Annotated in this window: 19 protein-coding genes; 5 read left to right on the forward strand and 14 right to left on the reverse strand. The window is 74.8% G+C overall.

Features of this window, described 5'->3' with window-relative positions; all coding sequences use genetic code 11:
* Positions 1–126 precede the first annotated feature (126 nt).
* From KGD84_RS19805 to KGD84_RS19870, 14 genes are all read right to left on the reverse strand, one after another.
* A complete protein-coding gene (locus KGD84_RS19805; protein ID WP_220561896.1) occupies positions 127–1521 on the reverse strand; it encodes an amidohydrolase family protein in 1395 nt (464 codons plus the stop codon).
* Positions 1518–1910 (reverse strand): allophanate hydrolase-related protein, encoded by a 393-nt coding sequence (locus KGD84_RS19810; protein ID WP_220561897.1) that lies wholly within the window; start codon positions 1908–1910, stop codon positions 1518–1520. The genes KGD84_RS19805 and KGD84_RS19810 overlap by 4 nt, the downstream gene beginning before the upstream one ends.
* Positions 1907–2761, reverse strand: a complete 855-nt coding sequence (locus tag KGD84_RS19815) for an ATP-binding cassette domain-containing protein (protein ID WP_220561898.1) — start codon at positions 2759–2761, stop codon at positions 1907–1909. The genes KGD84_RS19810 and KGD84_RS19815 overlap by 4 nt, the downstream gene beginning before the upstream one ends.
* Positions 2758–3624: an ABC transporter ATP-binding protein gene (locus KGD84_RS19820; RefSeq protein WP_220561899.1), complete on the reverse strand. Its 867-nt coding sequence runs from the start codon at positions 3622–3624 to the stop codon at positions 2758–2760. The genes KGD84_RS19815 and KGD84_RS19820 overlap by 4 nt, the downstream gene beginning before the upstream one ends.
* Positions 3621–4520 (reverse strand): ABC transporter permease, encoded by a 900-nt coding sequence (locus KGD84_RS19825; RefSeq protein ID WP_220561900.1) that lies wholly within the window; start codon positions 4518–4520, stop codon positions 3621–3623. Before KGD84_RS19825 ends, KGD84_RS19820 begins: the two co-directional genes overlap by 4 nt.
* Positions 4517–5590, reverse strand: coding sequence for an ABC transporter permease (locus tag KGD84_RS19830; RefSeq protein WP_220561901.1), 1074 nt, complete (start codon positions 5588–5590; stop codon positions 4517–4519). The genes KGD84_RS19825 and KGD84_RS19830 overlap by 4 nt, the downstream gene beginning before the upstream one ends.
* A 77-nt stretch (positions 5591–5667) precedes the next feature.
* Positions 5668–7281: an ABC transporter substrate-binding protein gene (locus tag KGD84_RS19835; protein WP_220561902.1), complete on the reverse strand. Its 1614-nt coding sequence runs from the start codon at positions 7279–7281 to the stop codon at positions 5668–5670.
* Positions 7282–7494: 213 nt separating this feature from the next.
* Positions 7495–9234 carry a hydantoinase B/oxoprolinase family protein gene (locus KGD84_RS19840; protein ID WP_220561903.1) on the reverse strand — a complete coding sequence of 580 codons (1740 nt, stop codon included), beginning with the start codon at positions 9232–9234 and terminating at the stop codon, positions 7495–7497.
* Positions 9231–11312 carry a hydantoinase/oxoprolinase family protein gene (locus KGD84_RS19845; RefSeq protein ID WP_220561904.1) on the reverse strand — a complete coding sequence of 694 codons (2082 nt, stop codon included), beginning with the start codon at positions 11310–11312 and terminating at the stop codon, positions 9231–9233. The genes KGD84_RS19840 and KGD84_RS19845 overlap by 4 nt, the downstream gene beginning before the upstream one ends.
* Positions 11309–12604: an amidohydrolase family protein gene (locus KGD84_RS19850; protein ID WP_220561905.1), complete on the reverse strand. Its 1296-nt coding sequence runs from the start codon at positions 12602–12604 to the stop codon at positions 11309–11311. The genes KGD84_RS19845 and KGD84_RS19850 overlap by 4 nt, the downstream gene beginning before the upstream one ends.
* Positions 12598–13794 carry an NAD(P)/FAD-dependent oxidoreductase gene (locus KGD84_RS19855; RefSeq protein WP_220561906.1) on the reverse strand — a complete coding sequence of 399 codons (1197 nt, stop codon included), beginning with the start codon at positions 13792–13794 and terminating at the stop codon, positions 12598–12600. The genes KGD84_RS19850 and KGD84_RS19855 overlap by 7 nt, the downstream gene beginning before the upstream one ends.
* A complete protein-coding gene (locus KGD84_RS19860; protein WP_220561907.1) occupies positions 13791–15203 on the reverse strand; it encodes an NAD(P)/FAD-dependent oxidoreductase in 1413 nt (470 codons plus the stop codon). Before KGD84_RS19860 ends, KGD84_RS19855 begins: the two co-directional genes overlap by 4 nt.
* Positions 15200–15478, reverse strand: coding sequence for a (2Fe-2S)-binding protein (locus KGD84_RS19865; protein WP_220561908.1), 279 nt, complete (start codon positions 15476–15478; stop codon positions 15200–15202). The genes KGD84_RS19860 and KGD84_RS19865 overlap by 4 nt, the downstream gene beginning before the upstream one ends.
* Positions 15475–16419 (reverse strand): dihydrodipicolinate synthase family protein, encoded by a 945-nt coding sequence (locus KGD84_RS19870; RefSeq protein ID WP_220561909.1) that lies wholly within the window; start codon positions 16417–16419, stop codon positions 15475–15477. The genes KGD84_RS19865 and KGD84_RS19870 overlap by 4 nt, the downstream gene beginning before the upstream one ends.
* Positions 16420–16635: 216 nt before the next feature.
* Between KGD84_RS19870 and KGD84_RS19875 the strand changes: the two genes are divergently transcribed.
* The 5 genes from KGD84_RS19875 (at position 16636) to KGD84_RS19895 (ending at position 23204) form a co-directional block, all read left to right on the forward strand.
* The gene (locus KGD84_RS19875) at positions 16636–17718 is read left to right on the forward strand and encodes a LacI family DNA-binding transcriptional regulator (protein ID WP_220561910.1); all 1083 of its coding nucleotides are present in this window, start codon (positions 16636–16638) and stop codon (positions 17716–17718) included.
* Positions 17719–17864: 146 nt separating this feature from the next.
* Positions 17865–18809, forward strand: coding sequence for a ribose-phosphate diphosphokinase (locus KGD84_RS19880; RefSeq protein WP_220561911.1), 945 nt, complete (start codon positions 17865–17867; stop codon positions 18807–18809).
* A 503-nt stretch (positions 18810–19312) separates the two neighbouring features.
* Entirely contained in the window at positions 19313–21616 is a 2304-nt protein-coding gene (locus KGD84_RS19885; RefSeq protein ID WP_220561912.1) for an FdhF/YdeP family oxidoreductase, read from the forward strand.
* A 50-nt stretch (positions 21617–21666) separates the two neighbouring features.
* A complete protein-coding gene (locus KGD84_RS19890) occupies positions 21667–22263 on the forward strand; it encodes a hypothetical protein (RefSeq protein WP_220561913.1) in 597 nt (198 codons plus the stop codon).
* Positions 22260–23204 carry a phosphotransferase family protein gene (locus KGD84_RS19895; protein ID WP_220561914.1) on the forward strand — a complete coding sequence of 315 codons (945 nt, stop codon included), beginning with the start codon at positions 22260–22262 and terminating at the stop codon, positions 23202–23204. Before KGD84_RS19890 ends, KGD84_RS19895 begins: the two co-directional genes overlap by 4 nt.
* The last annotated feature ends 41 nt before the right edge of the window (positions 23205–23245 follow it).

Consider the following 23245-nt stretch of genomic DNA (forward strand, 5'->3'; position numbering starts at 1 on the left):
CACTCCAGGGTATCGGCGGTAACAGCGACCCGTTATCCCTTCTAACGCCCGCGTCCCCGGCGGCCTCCCGACCGGCCGGGTACGGCGCCGCGGTGGACCGGTCCCGGCCCACCGCGGCGCCCTCCCTCAGTGCAGCGTCCCCACCGGCCCCGAGGGGAGGTTCCTCCCCAGGGGCCGGGGGTCGGCCAGCTCCCCGTCGCGGACCACCACCCGTCCGCCCACGACCACCGTGCGGGCCCGGCCCGTCAGCTCGCGGCCCTCATAAGGGGTGTAGTCGGTGGCCATGTGCAGGTCCCCGGTGCGCACCGTCCACCGGGCGGCCGGGTCCCACAGCACGATGTCGGCGTCCGCCCCCGGAGCCAGCACCCCCTTGCGCGGGTACAGGCCGTTGAGGCGCGCCGGGGCGGCCGCCACCAGCTCCACGAACCGGGTGGCGGGCAGCCCCCGCGCCGCCACGTACTCCGAGTACAGCACCGCCAGGCGGGTCTCGACCCCGGGCAGCCCGTTGGGCATGGCGCGCACGTCGTGGCGGTAGCGCTCCTTCTGCGCGGTGTCGTAGCAGCAGTGGTCGCTGCCCACCGTGCTGATCTCGCCGGTGAACAGGTGCCGGCCCAGTCCCTCGACGGTGGCACGCGGGCGCAGCGGAGGGCAGCACACGAACCGCTCGGGGTGCTCGCCCGCGTAGGCGGACTCGTCCAGCACCAGGTGGTGGGCGACCGCCTCGCTGTAGGCGCGCCGTCCGCGCCGCCGGGCCGCCGCGACCAGTTCGACGGCCTCGGGCGAGGACTGGTGGACGAAGTACACGGGCGCGTCCACGGACTCGGCGATCGCCAGCACCTCGGCGACCGAGGCCGTCTCGGCGAGCCCGGGCCGGGTGTCGCCCATGTGCTCGGCCCCCGTGCGGCCGCGGGCCCCGCTCCGCTCCTGGGCCTCCTCGATGATGTGGTCGGCCTCGCAGTGGATCACCACCATGCCGCCGGTGGCGCTCACCGCCTTCATGGTCCGCAGCACCGTGTACTCGTCGGCCATGGTCTCACCGCGGTAGGTGGTGAACATCTTGACGGTGCTCACCCCCAGCCCCGCCATGGCGCGCAGCTGCTCCTCGGTGGTGTCGTCCCAGGTCACCACGCACCCGTGCAGGGCGCTGTCGCACAACCCCTGCGCGGCGGCCCCGCGCCGCTCCAGCACGGCCTCCAGGGGGTCCTGCCCCGGCCGGGGGATCGCGAAGTCCACGATGGTGGTGGTGCCCCCGAAGACCGCGGCGGTGGTGCACCCCCGGTAGTCGTCCAGGGAGGTGAACTCGCCCGAGGTGAAGCCGACGTGGCAGTGGGGGTCGACGCCGCCCGGCAGCACGAGCAGGCCGGTCGCGTCGACCTCCTCGGGGCGGGACCCGTCCGGGGCGGGGGCGCCGGGCTCGGCCAGCGCCGTCACCCGGCCCGCGGAGACGAACACGTCGGCCGCGCCCTGCCAGCCGGCGTTGACGACGGTGCCCCCGCGGACGACGAGGTCGGCGGCGCTCACAGCTCCTCCCCGGCGGCCAGGTGGGCGCGCCAGCCGCCCCGGTCGCTGATGTCGCTCACCCCGGGCAGGCCCAGGGAGGCGGCGCGCATGCGCATGGCCAGCGCCCCCGACCCGTCGGCCATCTCCACCACCCCCAGCTCCAGCTCCTCGGGCTCCTCGGGCAGCAGGCGCTCGCGCAGCTGCGCGTACTCCACCTCGTACAGCTCCCCGGGGACGGCGCGCCCGTCCTCCCCGACCGGGTGCAGGCCCGGGAACTCGTCGCGCACGGAGTAGAAGCGGTAGCGCGGCGCGGTCAGCGCCGGGCCCAGGAACCGCGCCCCCTCCAGGGCGTGGCTGATCTCTCCGCCGGACATGGCCTGGCCGTTGACGAACATGCGGACGGTGGTCACCGGTTCTCCTCGGGGTCTCGGTGTGCGGGGACGGGGCGGCGGGCGGCCGCGCGGGCGCGCTCCGCCGCGGGGTCGGGGACGGGGACGGCGTCGAGCAGCGAGCGGGTGTAGGGGTGGGTGGGCGCGGTGTAGACCTGCTCGCGGTCGCCCAGTTCGACCACCCGCCCGGAGTTCATGACGGCGACCCGCCCGCAGAGGTGGTGGACGACCGCCAGGTCGTGGGCGATGAAGAGCAGCGCCAGCCCGAGCTTCTCCCGCAGGTCGCAGAACAGGTCCAGGACCTGGGCCTGCACGGAGACGTCGAGCGAGGCCACGGGCTCGTCGCAGATGAGCAGGTCCGGTCCGACCGCCAGGGCACGGGCGATGGCGATGCGCTGGCGCTGGCCGCCGGAGAAGGAGCGCGGGTAGCGGTCCAGGTGCTCGGACCCCATGCCCACCGTCTCCAGGATCTGGACGGTGCGGTCCCGGCGGCGCGCCCGGTCGGGCTCGATGCCGTGGACGTACATGCCCTCGCCCACGAGCTCGGCCACGGTCATCCGCGGGTTGAGCGAGGAGTAGGGGTCCTGGAACACCATCTGGACCCGCCGCCGGATGGCGCGCAGCTCCCGGCCCCGGGCCCCGGTGACGTCCCGGCCCGCCACCAGGACCCGGCCGGAGTCGGGGCGCACGAGCCCGGCGACGCAGCGCGCGGTGGTGGACTTGCCCGACCCCGACTCGCCGACGAGCCCCAGCGCCTCCCCCCGGCCCACGGTGAAGGACACGTCGTCGACCGCGCGGGTCCCGGCGTTCCCGGGGAAGGTCTTGACCAGGTTGCGGGCCTCCAGGAGGGGGGCCTCCCCTGCGGTGTTCACAGTGCTTCTCCCTCGGAGGCGGCGGGGACGGGGGCTCCGGCGCCCAGCCGGCGGCCGGGCCGGTCGCCGATGCGGGGGACGGCGTCGAGCAGGGACCGGGTGTAGGGGTGGGACGGGGCGGTGTAGAGCCGGTCCACGTCCGCCTCCTCCACGATGAGCCCGTGGCGCATGACGGCGACCCGCTGGGCGAACCCGGCGACGATGCCCAGGTCGTGCGTGATGAGCAGGACCGCCATGCCCCGCTCCCGGGCCAGCCCCTCCAGGAGTTCCAGGACCTGGGCCTGGACGCGCACGTCCAGCGCGGTGGTGGGCTCGTCCGCGATGAGCAGCCGCGGTTCGGCGATCACCGCGATGGCGATGACCACGCGCTGGCGCATGCCCCCGGAGAACTGGTGCGGGTAGTCGTCGAAGCGCCGGCCGGGGTCGGCCACCCCGAGCCGGCCCAGCAGGTCCACGGCGCGGCGCCGCGCCTCCCGCCGCCCCACGCCCCGGATCCGCAGCGGCTGGGTGATCTGCCAGCCCACGGTCTTGACGGGGTTGAGCGAGGCCAGCGGGTCCTGGAAGACGAGGCCGGCGCGGGCGCCGCGCACGCGGCGCACCTCCCGCGGCGCCATCTCCAGGACGTCGTCCCCCTCCAGCAGGATGCGTCCGCCGGTGCGGGCCTCGGGGTCCAGGCGCAGGACCGAGCGGGCGGTCACGGACTTGCCGGACCCGGACTCTCCCACCAGGGCGACCCTCTCGCCCGCGGCGACCGCGAGGTCCACGCCGCACACGACCTGTACCGGCCCCTCCGGGCCCGGGTAGGACACGGTCAGCCCGCGGATGTCCAGCAGCGGGCTACCTTCCGTGGGGTGCGCGCTCATCGGCGCCCTCCCGTTCTCAGGGTGGGGTCGGTGCGCACGCGGAGCCAGTCACCGACCAGGTTGAAGGCGACCGCGGTGATGGCGATGGCCAGTCCGGGGAAGAGCACCGTCCACCACGCGGTGACGGCGGTGTCGCGCGAGGCCGCGATCATCGCGCCCCACTCGGAGGCGGGCACCTGGGCGCCCACGCCGACGAAGGACAGGCCGGAGATCACGAGCATCACGGCCGACACGTCCAGGGTGGTCTGGACGTACAGGGCGCTCAGGGAGTTGGGGAGCACGTGGCGCAGGACCAGGCGGGTGCGGGACACGCCCAGGACCCGCGCGGACTCCACGAACTCGGCGTCGCGCACCTCGCGGACCAGGGTCCGCACCAGCCGGGCGTAGCCCGGCCACCAGGTGGCCGCCAGGGCGATCACGGCCGACTGCAGGCTCGGCCCCATGGCGGCGGCCAGGCCCAGGGCCACGACGATCGCGGGCAGGGAGAGGCCGATGTCGCAGATCCGCATGAGGACCTCGTCGACGATCCGGCCGCCCAGCGCGGCGGCCGTGCCGATCACGGTGCCGATCAGGGTGGCCGCGGCGATGACGGCGACGGTGGCCAGCAGGGTGGTGCGCCCGCCGGCCAGGATGCGGCTGAGGATGTCCCGGCCGTTGGCGTCGGTGCCCAGCCAGTACTCGGCGCCCGGCGGGACCAGGGCGTCGGGCAGGTTCACGGCGTAGGGGTCCATCGGGGCCAGGTAGGGGCCTACCAGGGCCAGGAGGACCATGAGCCCGGCCGTGCCCAGGGCGATCCGGTCGATGGCGGTGGTGTGCCCGCGCCGGTCTCCGCCGAGGCGGGCCAGGAGGGCGCGCGGTCCCGCGGACCGGGCGGGAGCGGGTGTGGTGGTGGTCATGTGCGCTCCCCGGCGGTGTCGAAGGCCTGGGCGGCGGACTCGTCCGCGACCGCGCGACCGCGCCGCCCGCCCCGCCGCAGGCGCGGGTTGAGCCACAGCTGGAGCAGGTCGACGGCGAAGTTCGCGAGGATGAAGACGACCCCGATCACCAGGACGGCGCCGATGACGGCGTACAGGTCGTTCTGTAGGACGGCGGTGACGGAGTAGGCCCCCACGCCCACGCGGCCGAAGATGGACTCCACCAGGACGGTGGACCCCAGCATCCAGCCCAGCTGCATGCCCAGGATGGTGCTGGTGGGCACCAGGGCGTTGCGCAGGCCGTGGGAGACGACCACCCGCCACTCGGAGGCCCCGGTGGCGCGGGCCAGGGTGATGTAGTCGGCGTCCAGGGCGCCGATCATGGTCGAGCGCAGTGTCCGGGTGACCACCGCGACGTAGGACGCGGCCAGTGTCACCGCGGGCAGCGCCAGGTGGCTCAGCGCGTCGGCGAAGGCGGCGAGGTCCCCGGCCAGCAGGGCGTCGACCGTGGTCATCCCCGTCACGGCGGGGACGCTCGCACCGAAGCCCAGGTGCCCGGTGAGGGGGAACAGCCCCCAGCGGGCGGACAGGAACGCCTGGAGTATCAGGCCCAGCCAGAAGACCGGGACGGCGGCCCCGAGCAGGGCGACCAGGCGCGCGGCCAGGTCGGCCGCCCGGCCCCGCCGGTAGGCGGAGACCACCCCCAGGGGGAGCGCGACGGCGATGTTGACGAGCATCGCGGCGCCCACCAGCTCCACCGACGAGGGCAGCACCCGGCCGATGTCGTCGAGGACGGGCCGCTGGGTGAAGACCGAGGTGCCCAGGTCCCCCTGGGCAACGCGGCCGATGTAGGAGACGTACTGTTCGGGGACCGGCCGGTCCAAGCCCAGCCGTTCGCGGGCGGCCTCGACCTGTTCCGCGGTGGCGTTGCGGCCGGCCGCGGCACGCGCCGGGTCCCCGGGCAGGACCTGGGTCATGAGGAACGTGACGGTGATGAGGCCGGCCAGGACCAGGATCATCATGCCCAGCCTCCGGGCGATGAACGAGAGCACCGTGCCTCCCCTTCCGGGTGGTGGTTCTGCGGGGGTGCGGGCGGCGCCGCGCCTTCCGGCGCCGCCCGGGGCGGGCCTCAGCCCTTGCTGATGCGGTACACGTCCACGGTCTGGTGGTGGGCGGGGTCGTAGGCGTAGCCCGAGACCCCCTCGCCGATCACGGTGACGTACTGCGGGTTGGACAGGACCATGGCCGCGTGGTCGTCGGCGATGATGTCCTGCGCCTCGTTGTAGGCCTCGCACCGCTCGTCGGGATCGGTCGCGGTCTGGCCGCGCTCGACGAGGGCGTCGACGTCCTCATCGGAGTAGCCGCCGAAGTTCAGCCCGCCGCCGGCGTTGGAGGAGTGGAAGCCCTGGTACAGCACGGCGGAGGCGTCGGGGAAGGCCGGGAAGGAGTAGATCATCCCCAGGTCCGGGACGTCCTCCGGGGCGGAGGTCATCTCGATGTACTGCGGGTAGGTGATGGCCTGGAGCGTCAGGTCGACGCCGACGTCGGCGAGGTTGGACTGGAGCAGGGTCGCGGCCTGCTCCATCTCGGCCGTGGCCTCCAGGTAGGTCATGGTCAGGGAGGTGCCCTCCAGCCCCTCGTCGGCGAGGATCTCCCGCGCCCTGTCGGGGTCGAAGGAGGGCCGGGCCACGTCGGGGTCGTGGCAGGGCATCCCGGCGGCCAGGACCCCGCGGGCGGGCTCCCCGGCGCCCTTGAGGATGCTCTCCACGTGCTGGTCGTAGTCGTAGGCGTAGGAGACGGCCTCGCGCAGCGCCCGCTGCTCGGTCTCGCCCTTGCCGGTCATGTCGAACAGGGCGTAGAGCTGCACGTTGGTGTCGGCGCGGTCGACGGTGAACCCCTCGGCCTCCAGGGCCTCCCAGTCCTGGGGGGAGATGTCCATGGCGATGTCGATCTCGCCCTGGCGCAGGGCGGTGGCCTGGGTGGAGGCCTCGGCGAGGTAGCGGAACACGACGTTGCGGGCCTGCCCGTCGACCCCGCCCCAGTAGTCTCCGAACAGCTCGAAGGAGGCCTCCTGGTTGGGTGTGTACCCGGTCAGGCGGTAGGGGCCCGACCCGGCGTCGTTGGCCGACAGCCACTGCTGGCCGTCGTCGCCGCCCGCGTTCTCCTCCACCAGGTCGGCGTTGAGCAGGTACACCCGGCTCAGCGCGGACAGGAACGGGGCGGAGGGCTCGGACAGGGTGATGGTCACCCCGGTGTCGCCGTCGGCCTCGGCCGACTCGTAGGCGGACAGGAACGAGGCCACGCCGATCTGGAGGCGCTGGACGCGGTCCAGGGTGTAGACGACGTCGGCGGCGGTGAGCGCGGACCCGTCGTGGAAGACCACGTCGTCGCGCAGGGTCAGTTCGATGGTGGTGCCGTCCTCCGACACCGTCCACTCCGAGGCCACCGAGGGGACGAGCTCGGTGCCCTCGAACCGGACCAGGGTGTCGTAGGCCGGGCGGACCACCTCGTTGACGGTGGAGTTGTCGGCCTGGACCGGGTCGAACGTGGCCGGGGGCTCGTTCTCGGCGATGACCAGCGAGGCGGCCCGCAGGTCCGCGCCCGCTCCCCCCTGCCCGCCGCCGCAGGCGGTGATCAGCAGGGAGGCCGCAAGGAGGGTCGCGCCAGCGGCGGCGCGGCGCCCGGCGGGTCCGCCCGGACGCGGTGTGTGGTGTCGGCTCGGCCGACCGTGGAAGTGTCTCACTGGGGATTGCCTGCCCTTCGTCCTGTGGAGGTCCTGGTGCGGGACCGCCTGCCCCGACGGCGCCCGGGGGCGCCACGGGCCGTGCGCGGGGCGTGCGCTGCGGCCTCGGTACAGCGGGAACGGGACTTCGCGTCCGTGTCCCGCCGGGGGTTCGTCCGCGCGGGCGCGGTGCGCCCGCGCGGACGACTCGTGCTGCGGTCCGGCCCGGGGCGCTCAGGCCCCGGGGTCCGCACCGGTGTGCGCCGTCCTCTCCGGGGTGGGGCTCCAGGTACCGTCGGCGGCGACCTCCACCCCGTAGTGCTCACGGGCGGCGCGGGCGGTGACGTAGCCGTCCAGGACGTCGGCGACCACCGCCTCGGGGTCGCGCTCCAGGGGGTCGCCGTAGCCGCCGCCCCCGGCGGTCCGGTTGGCGAACCGGTCCCCGGCGGCCATGGGCGCCCGGTACATGCCCACCCGCTTCTCCCGGTCCGTGCCGGGCCACAGGTCCATGTGGCTGGGCTCGGGCTCGTGGCCCCCGTGCATGGCCCAGGGCCGGGTCTTGCTCTTCTTCTTCATGGACAGGACCTCGCCGGGCGCCGTGTAGCGCACCACCCGCTCCACGCCCAGGCCGCCCCGGTGGCGGCCCGGGCCGCCGGAGTCGGGGATCAGCTCGACCTTCTCGTGGAAGAGCGCGGCCTTGTGCTCCAGCACCTCGACGGGGGTGTTGCGCACCGTGGTCTGGGAGGGGTGCTGCTGGGCGGTGCCCCCGTCGTGGTCGCGGGCCGCGCCCCAGCCGATGCCCTCGTTGTTGCTGACCACGTAGTCGCGTCCGGTCCGGGGGTCGTTGCCCAGGGCCATGAACCCGGGCTCGTCCCCGCCGCTGGAGGCGGGGAGGCTGTCGATGACCCCCGCCAGCGCCTTGTAGATCAGCTCGAACGCCACGATGGCGCTCCACTGGGTGAAGGTCGCCGCGGGGTAGACCGCGTGGAAGAACGTGCCGGGGTCGGCCACGACCTTGAGCGGGCGGAAGTGCCCGGCGTTGGTCGCCTCGTCGCGCGTGGTCAGCCCCTTGAAGGCGGCCTTGGCCAGGCCCAGGGTGGAGCCGATGGGCAGGTTGACCGGGCCCGCCACGGCGCCGGAGGACCCGTTGAAGTCGACGGTCATCTCGTCGCCGGCGATGGTGACCTCCACCGCGATGCGGATGGGGTCGTCGGTGACGTAGTCGTCGTCGACGTAGTCCACCGCGCTCCACGTGCCGTCGGGCAGGGCGGCCACCGCGCGTCGGGCGACCCGCTCCCCGTGCTCGATGACCTGGTGGACGGCCTGCTCCACGGTGTCGCCGCCGAACTTCTCCCATACCTGGCGCAGCCGCTCCTCACCGGTGCGCAGCGCGGCGAGCTGGGCGTGGAAGTCGCCGATGGTGGCCTCGGGGAGGCGGGAGTTGAACCGGATCAGCTCCAGGATGTCGCGGACCACCTCGCCGTCGGCGACGATCCGGGTGCCGGGGAAGATCAGCCCCTCCTGGTGCATGTCGGTGGAGTCCAGGACGTACCCGGCCTCCTTCGCGCCCAGGTCCATCCAGTGCGCCCGCACCGCCAGGTAGGCGGCGGGCCCCTCGTGGCCGTCCCGGAAGACGGGGGCGCAGAGCATGGCGTCGTAGGAGTGGGCGCCGCTCCAGTACGGGTAGTTCATGAGGTAGACGTCGCCGGGGCGCATCGCCCCCTCCCCCACGTACTCCACCAGCTTCAGGAGCGCGTGGTCGTTGGCGCCCAGGAAGTGGGTGATGCCCGCGGCCTCGGCCATGAGCCGGCACGTGGAGTCGTAGATGGAGATCCCGAAGTCGAGCACGTCGTAGATAACGGGGTTGAACGCCGACCGCACCAGGGTGCGGCGCATCTGCTCGGCGACGGAGTGGACGTAGTTGCGGATGACCTCGACGGTGGCACCGTCCAACGGTGCCGCGTTGGCGCTCACTCCTGCTCCTCCCGGTCGGTGTCGCTGTCCGTGCCGGCCGCGGTGACCAGCAGGTGTCCGTAGGCGTCCAGGGTCAGGACCTGGTCCCCGAACAGGACGGTGGTGGCGGTGCCCTCCTCGACGATGGCCGGCCCCGCCACCCGGTGGCCGGGCGCCAGGTCCTCGCGCCGGTGGACGGCGAACTCCGCCACCGCGCCGGTCGCCAGGTCGAAGGCCTTGCGGGAGCCGCAGGCGACGGCGGGTCCCCGGGCGGGCTCCTGCGGGGCCAGGGCCGGCTTGGGCAGGCGGCCCACGGCGCGCACGCGCACGGTCATGACCTCGCAGGGCTCGTCCATGGCGTGGCCGTAGCGGGAGCGGTGCAGGGCGTGGAACCGGTCCCGGACCGCCGCGGCGGTGTCGCCGGGCTCCAGGTCGATGCCCAGCGTGTGCTCCTGGCCGCGGTAGCGCACGTCCACCCGGCGGACCAGGCGGCCCTGCTCCTCGCGGATGCCCTGCTCGGCCAGGACCGCGCGGGCCTGGTCCTCCAGCTCCCCGAACACGGGTGCCAGGCCGGCGAGGCGGTCCTCGTCCAGGGGGCGCAGGACCGTGCCGGAGAACTCGTATTCCAGGTCGGACATCAGCATGCCGAAGGCGGAGAACGCCGCCGGGACGCGCGGCACGACCGTCGTGGCGATGCCCATCTCGCGGGCGAGCATGGGGCCCAGCATCGGGCCGGCGCCTCCGAAGGCCAGCAGGGTGAACTCCCGCGGGTCCAGGCCGCGCTCCACCGTGATCTCGCGCAGCGCGCCCACCGAGCGGGCCATCATCACGCGGAAGACGCTGGCCGCCGCCTCTGCGGTGTCCACGCCCAGGGGTTCGGCGATCCTGTGCCGGACGGCCTCGGCCGCCGCGTCGGCGTCCACGCCCATCCGGCCGCCCAGGAACTCCGCGGCGTCCAGGTAGCCCAGGGTGAGGGCGGCGTCGGTGACCGTGGGCTCCGTCCCGCCCTGCCCGTAGGCGACCGGGCCGGGCACGGCCCCCGCGCTGTGCGGGCCCACGCGCAGCAGGCCGTCGTCGACCCAGGCGATGGAGCCTCCCCCGGCTCCGATGGTGCGCAGGTCGAAGATCGGGATGAGCAGCGGGAAGCCGTCGATGTCGGCCTCGTGGACCTCGCTGGGCTCGCCGTCCACGATCACGCACGAGTCGATGCTGGTGCCGCCGACGTCGAAGGAGAGCAGGCGGTCGATGCCCAGCACCGAGGCGAGGTGCCCCGCCCCCACCACGCCTCCGGCCGGCCCCGACAGGACCGTGGTCAGCGGCGCGGACCTGGCCAGGCCGGAGGTCATCGCGCCGCCTCCCGAGCGCATGATGTGCAGCGGGTCGGCCAGCCCCTTGTCGCGCAGCCCCGCCTCCAGCGCGCTGATGTAGTCGTTCAGGACCGGGCGGATGTAGGCGTCCATGACGGCGGTGCTGGTGCGCTCGTACTCGCGGTACTCGCGGGTGATGTCCGTCGACAGCGACACCGACACGTGCGGGAAGGCCTCCCGCAGGACGGCGCCCGCGCGCTGCTCGTGCTCGGGGTTGGCGTAGGAGTGCAGGAAGCACACGGCGATGGAGCCCAGCCCGTGCTCCTCCACCAGGACCCGGCCCGCCTCGCGCACCGCGTCCTCGTCCAGGTCCCGCACCACCCCGCCCTGGGCGTCCATCCGGCCGGGGACCCCCAGGCGGTGGCGCCGGGGCACCAGCACCGGGGGCGGGGCGTAGGAGAAGTCGTACATGTGGTCGGCGGGGATGGCGGCGCGGGCGACCTCGAACAGGTCGCGGAAGCCCTCGTTGGTGATGATGCCGACGTCGGCGCCGCGCCGCTGGAGGATGGCGTTGAGCCCCAGGGTCGTGCCGTGCACGAAGGCGGCCACCGGCGCCAGGTCCTCGGCCAGGCCGCGGACCGCCTCCATCACCCCGGCGGCGGGGGCGGCGGGCGTGGTGGAGGCCTTGTGCAGGCTCACCCGGCCGGTGGTCTCGTCGTAGGCGAGGGCGTCGACGAAGGTGCCGCCGATGTCCACCGCCAGACGCAGCGGTCGCTCGTTGGTGTCCGTCACTTGCGGCCTCCTGGGAAGGTCTTCGGAAGGTCGTTGCGGACCACGCCGCCCGCCTGGAGGACCAGGGGGATGTCGTGGAGCGCGGTGATGTCGGAGGTGGGGTCGGCGCCCACCGCGATGAGGTCCGCGGCGTACCCCGGGGCGACCCGGCCGATCCCGTCCTCCAGCCCGACCAGGCGGGCGGCGTTGACGGTCGCGGCCTGGAGGGACTCCAGCGGGGAGAGCCCGGCCAGGGTGAGGAACTCCATCTCCCGCACCTGGGTGACCGTGCCGTCCATGGGCTCGCCCGGCGGGTAGTCGGTGCCGGTCACGATGGTGATCCCGGGCGCCTCGGGGTCCAGGGGGTCGGTGCGGCGCACCGCCGCCGCGCGGCGGATGCTCTCCAGGTGCTGTGGGCCGACCCGCATGGCCAGCTCGATCTGCCACTCGGAGAAGTCGTGGGCGCGCATCCAGTCCGGGCACCGGGTCACGGTGAGCGTGGGGGTGAGGAAGACGCGGCGCCGGGCCATCTCCGCCACGGTGGCCTCGTCGAGGTCGTAGCCGTGCTCGAAGCCGCGGACCCCGCAGGCCATGGCCTCCCGGATGGCCTCGGAGCCGCCCGCGTGGGCGACGACGTAGGTGCCGTGCTCCCGGGCGGCGCGGACGGCGGCGCGCATCTCCTCCTCGGAGGTCTGGGAGCCGTTGAAGGTCTCCCCCAGGTGCGCGATGCCGCCGGTGATGAAGATCTTGATGTGGTCGGCGCCGGCGTCCAGCTCGGTGCGGGCCGCCTTGAGGAACTCGTCGTGGCCGTCGGCGAAGACGCTCAGCCCGCCCTTGCCGTGGCCGCCGGTGGTGGAGACCGCCTTCCCGCCTCCCATGATGCGCGGGGCGGGGGCCCAGCCCTTGGCTGCGGCGTCCCGCAGCAGCAGGTCGGCGCGGTTCTGCTCGCCCAGGGTGCGCACGGTGGTGACCCCGGCGCGGAGCGCGTCGCGGGCCCGGGCCGCGGCCCGCAGGACGGTGGTGGCCGGGTTCTCGCCGTAGTCGGCGGCGTCGAAGGGGTACAGGACCGACAGGTGGGTGTGCACCGAGATCAGGCCGGGCATCAGGTGGCGTCCGCCCAGGCTCAGGACGGCGGCGCCGGGCGGCGGGGCGTCGTCCCCGATCCGGGCGATACGGCCGTCGCGGATCTCGACGGTGCGGTCGCGCGCCACCGAGCCGGTGAGGACGTCGACCACATGGGCGTCGGTCAGCCACAGGGAGGCGTCGGAGCCCTCCTGCCCTGCGGCGGGTCGGGCGCGGTTGTGGTTCAGCACGGTGCGGTTCCCTTCTCGGTGTGTGCGGGGGCGGCGGGGTCGGCGTCCCCGGCTGGGGCCGTCAGCCGGTCGGGGGCGAAGGCGGAGACGTCGATCCGCGGGCGCTCGCCCCGGATCATGCGGGCCAGGGTCTCCCCCCACAGGGGGGCGAAGGTGAAGGCGTAGGTGCCGCCCGCGACGTACAGGCCCTCCCGGCCGGGCACCGGCCCGATCACCGGCATCTCGTCGGGGGTGGCGGCCAGGGGCCCGGCCCACATGCGCAGCAGCCGCAGGCGGGCCAGGAAGGGCAGGATGCGGACGGCCTGGGCGACGTTGCCCGTGAGCCCGGCGACACCGGCGGAGCTGCGCCCGTCCAGGTCCATGCGGCGGGCGGGCCAGCCGCCGCCCAGCAGCAGGTTCCCGGCGGTGACCTGCTTGACGGACATGCCCTCGCCGATGTGCTGCACCAGGTGGTGCAGCACGGGCCGCTCCCGGACCGTGACGTGCATCTGGATGGCGACGGGCGACATCCTCATGTCCACCCCCGCCAGGGCGCTGACGTCACTGATCCAGGGGCCGGCGGTGTTGACCACCACCGGTGTGTCGTGGCGGCCGCGCGGGGTGCGCACCCGCCAGGCCGGTCCGCGCCGCTCCAGGCCCGTGACGGGGGTGAAGGCCTCCACACGGGCGCCCAGGCGGCGGGCCGCGGCCAGGTAGGCGGGGGCGGCCTTGAGCGGGTTGGCGTAGCCGTCGTGCGGGCACCACGTGGCGGCGGTGACCGTGGGCCCCAGCAGCGGCAGGGCGTCGCGGGCGGCGTCGCCGTCCAGGAGCTCGGTCCGCAGCCCGGCGCGGCGCTCCCACACGTGCTTGGTGCGCAGCTCCCGGCGCTGTTCGGCGGTCTCGGCGACCATGAACCCGCCGTTCCTGCGCACCTCCAGGTCCGCGTCGAGCCGCTCCTCGGCCAGGGCCCACAGCCCGTCGGCGGCCTTCTGCGCGGGGAGCAGGGCCTCGCTGTCCAGGGGGACCGCCTGCCCGGGGCGGCGGGTGTGCACCGCCTGGATGTGCAGGTTCCCGGCGGTGGTGCCCGACCCCTCGCGGTTGGGGGCGCCGCGTTCGAGCACGAGGACGGACAGGCCCGCCTCGGCCAGTTCCAGGGCGGTGGCGGCACCGAGCACGCCGGCGCCGACGATCACCGCGTCGTAGGCGTTCACACGTCCTCCCCGGGGGTGTCGGCCAGTTCCAGCACGGCGGCGAGCGGCAGCGGGCGCAGGGGCACCCGGGCGGGGACCGTCCCGGTGCCCGGGCCGCCGGCGCGCAGCGCCTCCAGGGCGGGGCCGCACTCGCGCGCCTGGCACAGGCCCATCCCGGCGCGGGTGCCGCCCTTGACGGCGGGGACGTCGGAGCCGCCCTCGGCGGCGGCCGCCGCGCGCACGGCGTCGGCGGTGACGCACTCGCAGCGGCACACCAGCGTGGGCCCGGGCAGCCGGCGGGCCAGCGCGGGGACGAGCTCGGCGGGCGCCGGGTACAGGGCGGCCGTCAGGCGGGTGAACCCGGCCAGCGACGCCAGGTGCACGGCCAGCCGGCGGCGCTCGCCCCGGTCGGGGGCGCGGCCGGAGGAGGCGAGGATGTCCAGTGCGGCCGCCCGGCCGCGGGCCAGCGCGGTGGGCGCCCCCGCCGCGCCCGCGGCCTCGCCGACCACGTACACGTGGGGGACGGAGCTGCGCCCGGTCGGGGTGAGCCGGGGCACGGTGTCCCCGGTGGCCGGGTCCCGGTCCACGGCGCAGCCCAGGAGCCGGGGCAGGTCGGCCTGCGGGCGGAACCCGTAGCCGACGCAGAGCAGGTCCACGCCGTGGCGGGCCACGACCCGTTCGGGGTCGGAGAAGCGGGTCAGGGTGACCGCCTCCACGCGGTCCGCGCCGTGGGCCCGCGCCACGACGGTGTCCTGGTGGACGCGCACCCCGTGCCGCGCCAGGCGGGCGGCGTAGGAGGCCAGCTCCGCCAGGCGGGCGGGGAAGCGCAGTGCGCCCAGGGAGGCCGGGCCCGGGGTGTAGGGGCGCCCCGCCTCGGCGACGGCCACGACCCGTACCCCGCGTTCCAGGAGCGCGCAGGCCACCGGCAGGAGGAAGGGTCCCGAGCCGGCGACCACGGCGCGGCGGCCCAGGCGGACGCCCTCGGCGGACATGTGCTGGGCCAGGCCCGGTGTGACGACGCCGGGGAGCTGCCAGCCGGGGAAGGGTACGGAGCGCTCGTAGGCTCCGGTGGCGGCGACCACCCACCGCGCCCGGACGCGGACGGCCGCGCCCCCGGGGGAGGCGGCCAGCAGGGTGCGGCGGTCGTCGTCCACCCCCCAGACCGTGTGCCCGGACAGGACGCGCACGCCGGCGGCGCGCACCCGGGCGACCAGGCGCCCGCCCTCGGGCCGGTGGTCGCCCACCGCGTCCAGGACCTCGGGGCCGGGGCGGCGGTAGTACTGCCCGCCGGGTTCGGCCTGCTCGTCCAGGAGCAGGACGTCGAGTCCGGCGCGGGCCAGTTCCAGCGCGGCCGCGAGCCCGGCGGGGCCCGCCCCGACCACGGCGGCGTCGGCGGTCAGCGCCGCGGGCGCGGCGGTGTCGGCGCTCATGTGTCCTCCCCCGAGGCCGCGGTGTCGATGCGCATGCCCTCGCGCACCCGCTCCAGGCAGGCCCGGACGTGGGGGCGGGCGTCCACCGTGACCTCGCACTCCAGGCACACGCCCATGCCGCAGTAGGGGCCGCGGTCCCGTCCCGAGACCGGGTCGACGCGGAAGTCCCAGCGGCCCTGCTCCAGCAGCGCGGCCGCCACACTGGTCCCGGGGCGCACCAGGACGGGGCGCCCGTCCACGGTCACCTCCACCCGGGCGGCGGAGCGGGGCGTCACCGCGCACCCCCGGCGGGCTCCAGCCCGGCCGCGTCCAGGGCGGCGCGCAGGCGTTCCAGGCGGGCGGGGTCGGTGACCGGCAGCAGGGGCGGGCGGACGGTGCCGCCGGGTTGGCCGAGCAGGGCCATGGCGGCCTTGAGCTGGGAGATCGGCGAGGCGATCCGACCGCTGTAGTCGGGGGCGACGAGCGCCGAGGACAGGGCGGTGTAGCGGTCGATCCACGGGGCGGCCGCGACGGTGTCCCCGGCGTGGACGGCCTCGTAGGCGGGGACGGCGAAAGGGGCCCCCAGGCCGCCGCCGTCGATGTTGCCGTCGCCGCCCAGGCCGCCCAGGACCGCCAGGCCGCGGCGGTGCAGGAAGCTGCCGAAGACGCGGACCCGGTCGCCGACGGACTCCACCGTGGCGAGCATGCGCAGCCAGTCCCCGGTGCTGTCCTTGAAGGCCACGACGGTGGGCAGGTCGCACAGGCGCCGGACCAGGTCCTGGTCGGCGGCCATGTCCACGGCCACGCCGCGGGGCCAGTTGTAGACCATGAACGGCAGGTCGGTGGCGGAGGCGACGGCGGTGTAGAAGGCGAGGATCTCGTCGGCGCCGGGGTGGACGTAGGGCGGCGGGGTGGCGAGCACGCCGTCGGCGCCGGCCGCGGCGGCGTGCCGGGCCAGGTCGGCGGCCTCGCCGGGGGTGTAGGCGGTGACGCCGACGACGACGGGGTGGCGTCCGGCGACGGCGGCGACGGCGGTCTCGGCGACGCGCTCGCGCTCGGCCCTGCTCTGGCTGAACCACTCCCCGGTGCTGCCGTTGACCAGGACCCCGTGGACGCCCTGGTCGGCGTAGAGCCCGAGCAGGGCCTCGAAGGCCGCCCCGTCGAAGGCGCCGCCGGCGTCGAAGGGCGTGGGCGCCGCGGGCCAGTAGCCCCGCCAGTTCACATCGGTGCGGTCCATGCATGCCTCTTCCGTCTCGGGAATCCGAAGCGCCCCAGGTCATCCGTGTGGGATCGGTTGCATTATGGTTCACACCACACCAGGACAAAGTCAAGGGGGAAACATGAACTTCACCTGCTGTAACGTCGCGGTCGCATGACTCAGGGGTTGCCTTGACGAGACTCTGGGTTAAGATGTATGCAACCGATCCCAGTACCGTGCACGACAAGGGAGAAGATGGCGGTCACACTCAAGGACGTAGCCACGGCCGCGGGGGTCTCCCGGAGCACCGCGTCCCGGGCGCTGAGCGGATCCGGGCTGATCTCCGAGGAGACGCGCGCCGCGGTCGAGAACGCGGCGCGCGGCCTGGGATACCGGCCCAACCGCACCGCCAGCGCGCTGCGCTCGCGCCAGTCGCACCTGATCGGACTGGTGATGAACAACCTCATCAACGCCTCGTTCCACACCATCGCCGACGTGGTGCAGCGCCGCGCCTCCGCCGAGGGCTACCAGGTGCTGCTGTGCATCACCGACGCCGACCCCGCCAAGGAGCGCTCCGTCCTGCGCATGCTCTCCGAGCACAACGTGGACGGCGTCGTCGTCATCGGCACCGGCCGCAACTCCGACCTGGTCGACGAGCTGATGGCCTCCGGGACCGGCGCGGTCAACGTGATCCGCGGGACCGAGGACGGCCGGGCCCCCTCCGTGCTGGCCTCCGACCGCGAGGGCGCCCACGCCGCCACCCGCCGCCTGCTGGAGTTGGGCCACACCAGGATCGGCTTCGTGGGCGGCCTGCCCTCGGCCAACTCCGGCCGCGAGCGTTTCGCGGGCTACGAGCAGGCGCTGCGCGAGCACGGCCTGGACGTGGACCCCTCCCTGGTCGAGCGGGGCCCCTTCACGCCCGCCTTCGGCGCCGAGGGCACCCGCGCGCTCCTGGAGCGCCGGCCGGACGTGACGGCCCTGTTCGCCGCCAACCACGAGGCCGTCTTCGGGGTCCTGCCCACCCTCGTCAGCCGGGGCATCCGCCTGCCCCGCGACCTGTCGCTGATCTGCTACGAGGACATCAGCTGGCTGCGCAGCTGGCAGCCCCCGGTCACGGTGGTGGACAACGGCGCCGACGAGCTCGGGCGCCTGTGCTTCGACCTGCTGCTGCGGCAGATGCGCGAGTCCCCGGCCCCCGGGCGGGGCCCGGGCCGGGTGTACCGGGTCGGCGCCGAACTGGTGGAGCGCAGCTCCTGCGCCCCGCCGCGCACCTCCCCCCTGCCCGAACCGCCCGCCTCGGCCGCGGGGCCGAACGGCGCTCCGGGCGCGGACGGCTGAGGCCCGGCCCCGCGGCGGGCGCGCGCCGCGGGGCGCCGGGGCCCGTGCCCGGTGCCGGGGCGTGCACCGGCCTCCCGCGCCGCGGCCTGCGAAAACCCGGGTAGTAACCTCGTGGCGGCCCATCCCACCCACGAACAGGGACATCCGTGCGCGACATCGTCATCTTCTCCGGCAGCGCCCACCCGGAGATCGCCCAGGAGATCTGCGCCGACCTCGGCAAGCCGCTCTCCCCCACCCGCGTCTCGCGGTTCGCCAACGACTGCCTGGAGGTCCAGCTCCAGGACAACTGCCGCGAACGCGACGTGTTCATCATCCAGCCGCTCGTGCCCCCGGTCCAGGAGAACCTGGTGGAGCTGCTGCTGATGCTCGACGCCGCCCGCGGGGCCTCCGCCGCCCGCACCACCGTGGTCATGCCGCACTTCGCCTACGCCCGCTCCGACAAGAAGGACGCGCCGCGCATCTCCATCGGTGCCCGCCTGGTCGCGGACCTGCTCGCCACGGCGGGGGCCGACCGCGTGCTCACCATGACGATGCACTCGCCCCAGGTCCACGGGTTCTTCAGCGTCCCCGTCGACCACCTGCACGCCCTGGGCGAGCTCGCCTCGCACTTCCGCGGCGACGACCTGTCCAACACCGTGGTCGTCTCCCCCGACTTCGGCAACGCCAAGGCCGCCTCGGCGTTCGCCCGCCGCCTGGACACCCCGGTGGCCGCCGGGGCCAAGCAGCGCTTCAGCGACGACAAGGTCAGCATCACCTCGGTCATAGGCGACGTCGCCGACCGCGACGTGATCATCCTCGACGACGAGGTCGCCAAGGGCAGCACCGTGGTGGAGCTGATCGAGCGGCTGCGCGAGCACAAGGTCCGCTCCATCCGGGTGGCCTGCACCCACGGCCTGTTCACCGACGGCGCCCTGGACCGGCTGACCGCGATGGACGACGTCACCGAGATCGTGTGCACCAACACGGTGCCGATGGCCCCGGAGAAGGTCACGCCCAAGCTCACGACGCTGTCGATCGCCCCGGCGCTGGCCGAGGCGATCCGCCGCATCCACAACGGCGAGTCCGTGAGCGCCCTGTTCGACCAGTCCTGATGCCCGCGGGCCCGGGCCGACGCGGCCGGGCCCGCCCACCGGTGAACGGGCCGGCGGCCCGCACGGGCGCGCACTCCCCCGCCGACCGACGGGGCCGCGGAAATACCGGGGCGGCAGGGGCGACAATGGCCGCGCCGGACTCCGCGCCGATCCCCTTCGACGGCGGATCGAAATGTCCCTCCGCCGGACCGGGAAAACCGGACGCGCGGCCCCGGCCCACGGGCGGGCGCGCCGCGAGAACCGCGGGCGGCACGGCCGGCGGCCGGGGAAAGGCATCGCCTCCCCACCTCACACGCGCCGCCGCCCGCACACCCGGTGGCCCGGAACCGCCGCCGAAAGGGGATATCCCGCGGACCCGCGGAACATAAGGGATATCGCGGAACCGAATACACGACGGGAATCCACCGCCGCGACGGTCAATCCCTTGACCGACGGGACAAGAGCGCACGATCCGCCCCGGGGCGCCTTTGAAGCGCGCCCCCGCACGGTGGGACAATGCGGCCATGAGACGCCACCGCCCCGTACCCGCGGACACCGCGCAGGACGCCCCGCGCATCGACCCGCCCAAGACCTCCGCCGCCGGACTGCCCGCCGTCCTCAACAGCGTCCGGCAGGTCGGGGAGAACGCCGGGGTGCGGCGCGGACTGCCCGCCATGCTCGCCCTCAACCAGAAGCGCGGCTTCGACTGCCCGGGCTGCGCCTGGCCCGAGGGCGACAAGCGCCACCGCGCGGAGTTCTGCGAGAACGGCGCCAAGGCCGTCGCCGAGGAGGCCACCACCCGCCCCCTCACCGCCGACTTCTTCGCCGAGCACTCCGTGAGCGCTCTGGCGCAGCGCTCCGGGTACTGGCTGGGGCAGCAGGGGCGCCTCACGCAGCCCCTCCACCTGGCCGAGGGCGCCGACCACTACACCCCCATCGGCTGGGACGACGCCCTGGAACTCGTCGCCGCCGAGCTGCGCGCCATGGACGGCCCCGACCAGGCCGTCTTCTACACCTCCGGGCGCACGAGCAACGAGGCCGCCTTCGCCTACCAGCTGCTGGCCCGCCAACTGGGCACCAACAACCTGCCCGACTGCTCCAACATGTGCCACGAGTCCTCCGGGTCCGCCCTCACCGAGACCCTGGGCGTGGGCAAGGGCAGCGTGTCCCTGGACGACCTGTACCGGGCGGACCTCATCATCGTCGCCGGGCAGAACCCCGGCACCAACCACCCCCGCATGCTGACCGCCCTGGAGCGCGCCAAGAGGAACGGCGCCCGCATCGTCACGGTCAACCCCCTGCCCGAGGCCGGGATGCGCGAGTTCCGCAACCCCCAGCACCCCGGCGGACTGCTGGGCCGCGGAACCCAGCTCACCGATGTGTTCGCGCAGATCCGCCTGGGCGGCGACCTCGCCCTGTTCTCCGCGGTCAACCGCGTCCTGCTGGAGACCGACCGCGACGGGTCCCGCGTCCTGGACCACGACTTCATCGACGCCCACACCCACGGCTTCGACCTGTTCGCCAAGGAGCTCCTGGACGAGCCCGCCGACGCCTTCTGGGCCCGGGTGGAACGCGACACCGGCCTGGAGCGCCCGCTCATCGAGGAGATCGCCGCCATGGCCATCGCCTCGGAGCGCACCGTCGTGTGCTGGGCCATGGGCCTGACCCAGCACAAGCACTCCGTCCCCACCATCCGCGAGGTCGTCAACTTCCTGCTGCTGCGCGGCAACGTCGGCCGCCCCGGCGCCGGGGTGTGCCCGGTGCGCGGCCACTCCAACGTGCAGGGCGACCGCACCATGGGGATCTTCGAGCGGCCCTCCGACGCCTTCCTGGACGCCCTGGGCGCAGAGTTCGGGTTCTCGCCGCCCCGCGGGCACGGCCACGACACCGTCAACGCCATCCGCGCCATGGCCCGGGGCGACGTGCGCGTCTTCTTCGCCATGGGCGGCAACTTCGTCGCCGCCACCCCCGACACCCATGTCACCGAGGACGCCATGCGCCGGGTGGGGCTGACCGTCCACGTGTCGACCAAGCTCAACCGCTCCCACGTGGTCACCGGCGCCCGCGCGCTCATCCTGCCCGCGCTGGCCCGCAGCGACCGCGACGTCCACGGCGGGCGGGAGCGCTGGGTCACCGTCGAGGACTCCATGAGCCGCGTCCACGCCTCGCACGGCGTGCTGCGGCCGCTGTCGGAGGACATGCGCTCGGAGGTGGACATCGTCCGCGACCTGGGCGCCCGCCTGTTCGGCCAGAGCCCGGTGGCCTGGGACGCGTTCGCCGACTACGACCGGATCCGCGACCACATCGCCGCCGTCGTGCCCGGGTTCGACGACTTCAACGCCAGGGCCCGGCAGCGCAACGGGTTCACCCTGCCGCACGCGCCGCGCGACCACCGGCGCTTCCCCACCGCCACCGGCAGGGCCAACTTCACCGTCAACGGCACCTACGCGCCCCGGGTGCCGCAGGGGCGCCTGCTGCTGCAGACCCTGCGCTCGCACGACCAGTACAACACCACGGTGTACGGCCTGGACGACCGCTACCGGGGCATCACCGACGGGCGCCGCGTGGTGCTGGTCAACCCCGAGGACGCCGCCGAGCTCGGTCTGGCCGACGGCTCCTACACCGACCTGGTGGGCGAGTGGTCCGACGGGCGCGAACGCCGCGCGCCGCACTTCCGGGTGGTCCACTACCCGACCGCCCGCGGCTGCGCCGCCTCCTATTTCCCCGAGACCAACGTCCTGGTGCCCCTGGACTCCACCGCCGACATCAGCAACACGCCCACCTCCAAGTCGGTGGTGGTGCGTTTCGAGCCCGACAGCGGGCTGTGACCCGCCGCGGCGGCCCCGGACCGGGGCCGCCGCCCGACACGAGAGCACCGATGCTGCCCGCCGCGCCCGCGCCCATCGCCTCCTGGTCCTGGGAGGTCTCCTCCGACACCGACGACCTCACCCTCGCCGACGCCTGCGACCGGCTGCACACCGCCGCCGACGTGCTGGCCGGCGAGGGCCTGTGCGCCCCGCGCACCCTGCGGGTGTCCTGGCTGCGCCCGGGCGAGGGCTACTCCGGCTTCGCCTCGCTCATGGACCTGGACCCGGCAGCCGGGGCCACCGCCGCCGACCTGGCCGAACGGGTGCCGGTGGGCCGCCCGGCAGGGCTCCCGGACGCCGAACCCCAGGCGCTCACCCTGGCGGGGCCGGGCACCTGGATCGACGCCGCGGGCGAGGAGCGCCGCGCCCACGGCCTGGCGGAGGCCACCGTGTACCTGGCACCCTGGTTCCTTGAGGTCACCGTGGGGGTGCGGCACGACGTCTGGCTGCGCGCCGACTTCGCCGGCCGGCCCCACCCGCAGGTGTACCGCCGCAACGCCCCGCGGCTGGCCGCCGCCCTGGAGGGGATCGAGAAGGCCCTGGGCCTGGAGACCTCCCCGGGCGAGCCGACCCCGCACGGCGTCCCCGACAGGTACGGCATCTCATGACCGCGCCCGTCCACAGGAGCACCCCGCTGTCGGGCGGCACCTACAACACGGTGCACCTGCTCGCCCACACCGACGGCACCGAGACCGTGCTCAAGACCGAGCCGCCGGCCGCGCAGCCGCGCCTGTCCTACGAGCACCGGCTGCTGCACACCGAGGCGCGCTTCTACACCCTGGCCCGCCCCCTGCCGGGAGCGCTGCTCCCCGACCCCCTGCGCCTGGAATCCCTGCCCGGCGAACCGGAGCGGTACCGGCTGCTCCTGACCCGGCTGCCGGGAGTCCCGCTGGAGGAGGTGCGCGCGGGGCTGTCCCCGACCGGGCTGGCCGCCGTCCGCCGCGCGCTGGGCGGGGCCGTGGCCGAACTGCACACGCTCACCGGCACCGGGTTCGGCTACCCGGACCGCCCGGCCCTGGCGGCCACCGCCTGGCCCGACGCGTTCGCGGCGATGGTCGGGGCGCTGCTGGCCGACGCCGACCGCACCGGGGTGGCGCTCCCCTGGGGTCCGGACCGCATCCGCGCCGCGGTCGACGGCCACCGCGGCCTGCTGGGGGCGGTGGCCACCCCGGTCCTGGTGCACTTCGACCTGTGGGACGGCAACATCCTCGTGGACGGGGCCCCCGACGCGCCCGCGCTGAGCGGGATCATCGACGCCGAACGCGCCTTCTTCGGCGACCCGGCCGCCGACCTGGTCTCCCTCGCCCTGTTCGGGGACATCCGGGAGGACACCGCGTTCCTGGACGGGTACCGCGAGGCCGGCGGGACCCTGGAGTTCACCCCGGACCTGCTGCGCCGCCTGGCCCTGTACCGGGTCTACCTGCACCTGATCATGTACATCGAACCCGCCACCCGCGGCGTCCCGGCCGACCGCGCCGACCGGCTGCGCGCCTTCCTGCGCCCCCTCCTGGACGCCGACCTCGCGGCCCTGTCCCGCCCCCTCCCCTGACCCGCGGGCCGGGGAGGCCCGGACTTCGGGGCCCGGCCCGC

The sequence above is a fragment of the Nocardiopsis changdeensis genome, from assembly GCF_018316655.1.
GTDB lineage: Bacteria > Actinomycetota > Actinomycetes > Streptosporangiales > Streptosporangiaceae > Nocardiopsis > Nocardiopsis changdeensis.

Coding starts and splice junctions, on each gene's coding strand:
- KGD84_RS19820 (WP_220561899.1), bottom strand. CDS start 3,624: ATGAGCGCGCACCCCACGGAAGGTAGCCCGCTGCTGGACATCCGCGGG.
- KGD84_RS19825 (WP_220561900.1), bottom strand. CDS start 4,520: ATGACCACCACCACACCCGCTCCCGCCCGGTCCGCGGGACCGCGCGCC.
- KGD84_RS19860 (WP_220561907.1), bottom strand. CDS start 15,203: ATGAGCGCCGACACCGCCGCGCCCGCGGCGCTGACCGCCGACGCCGCC.
- KGD84_RS19870 (WP_220561909.1), bottom strand. CDS start 16,419: ATGGACCGCACCGATGTGAACTGGCGGGGCTACTGGCCCGCGGCGCCC.
- KGD84_RS19875 (WP_220561910.1), top strand. CDS start 16,636: ATGGCGGTCACACTCAAGGACGTAGCCACGGCCGCGGGGGTCTCCCGG.
- KGD84_RS19885 (WP_220561912.1), top strand. CDS start 19,313: ATGAGACGCCACCGCCCCGTACCCGCGGACACCGCGCAGGACGCCCCG.
- KGD84_RS19890 (WP_220561913.1), top strand. CDS start 21,667: ATGCTGCCCGCCGCGCCCGCGCCCATCGCCTCCTGGTCCTGGGAGGTC.
- KGD84_RS19895 (WP_220561914.1), top strand. CDS start 22,260: ATGACCGCGCCCGTCCACAGGAGCACCCCGCTGTCGGGCGGCACCTAC.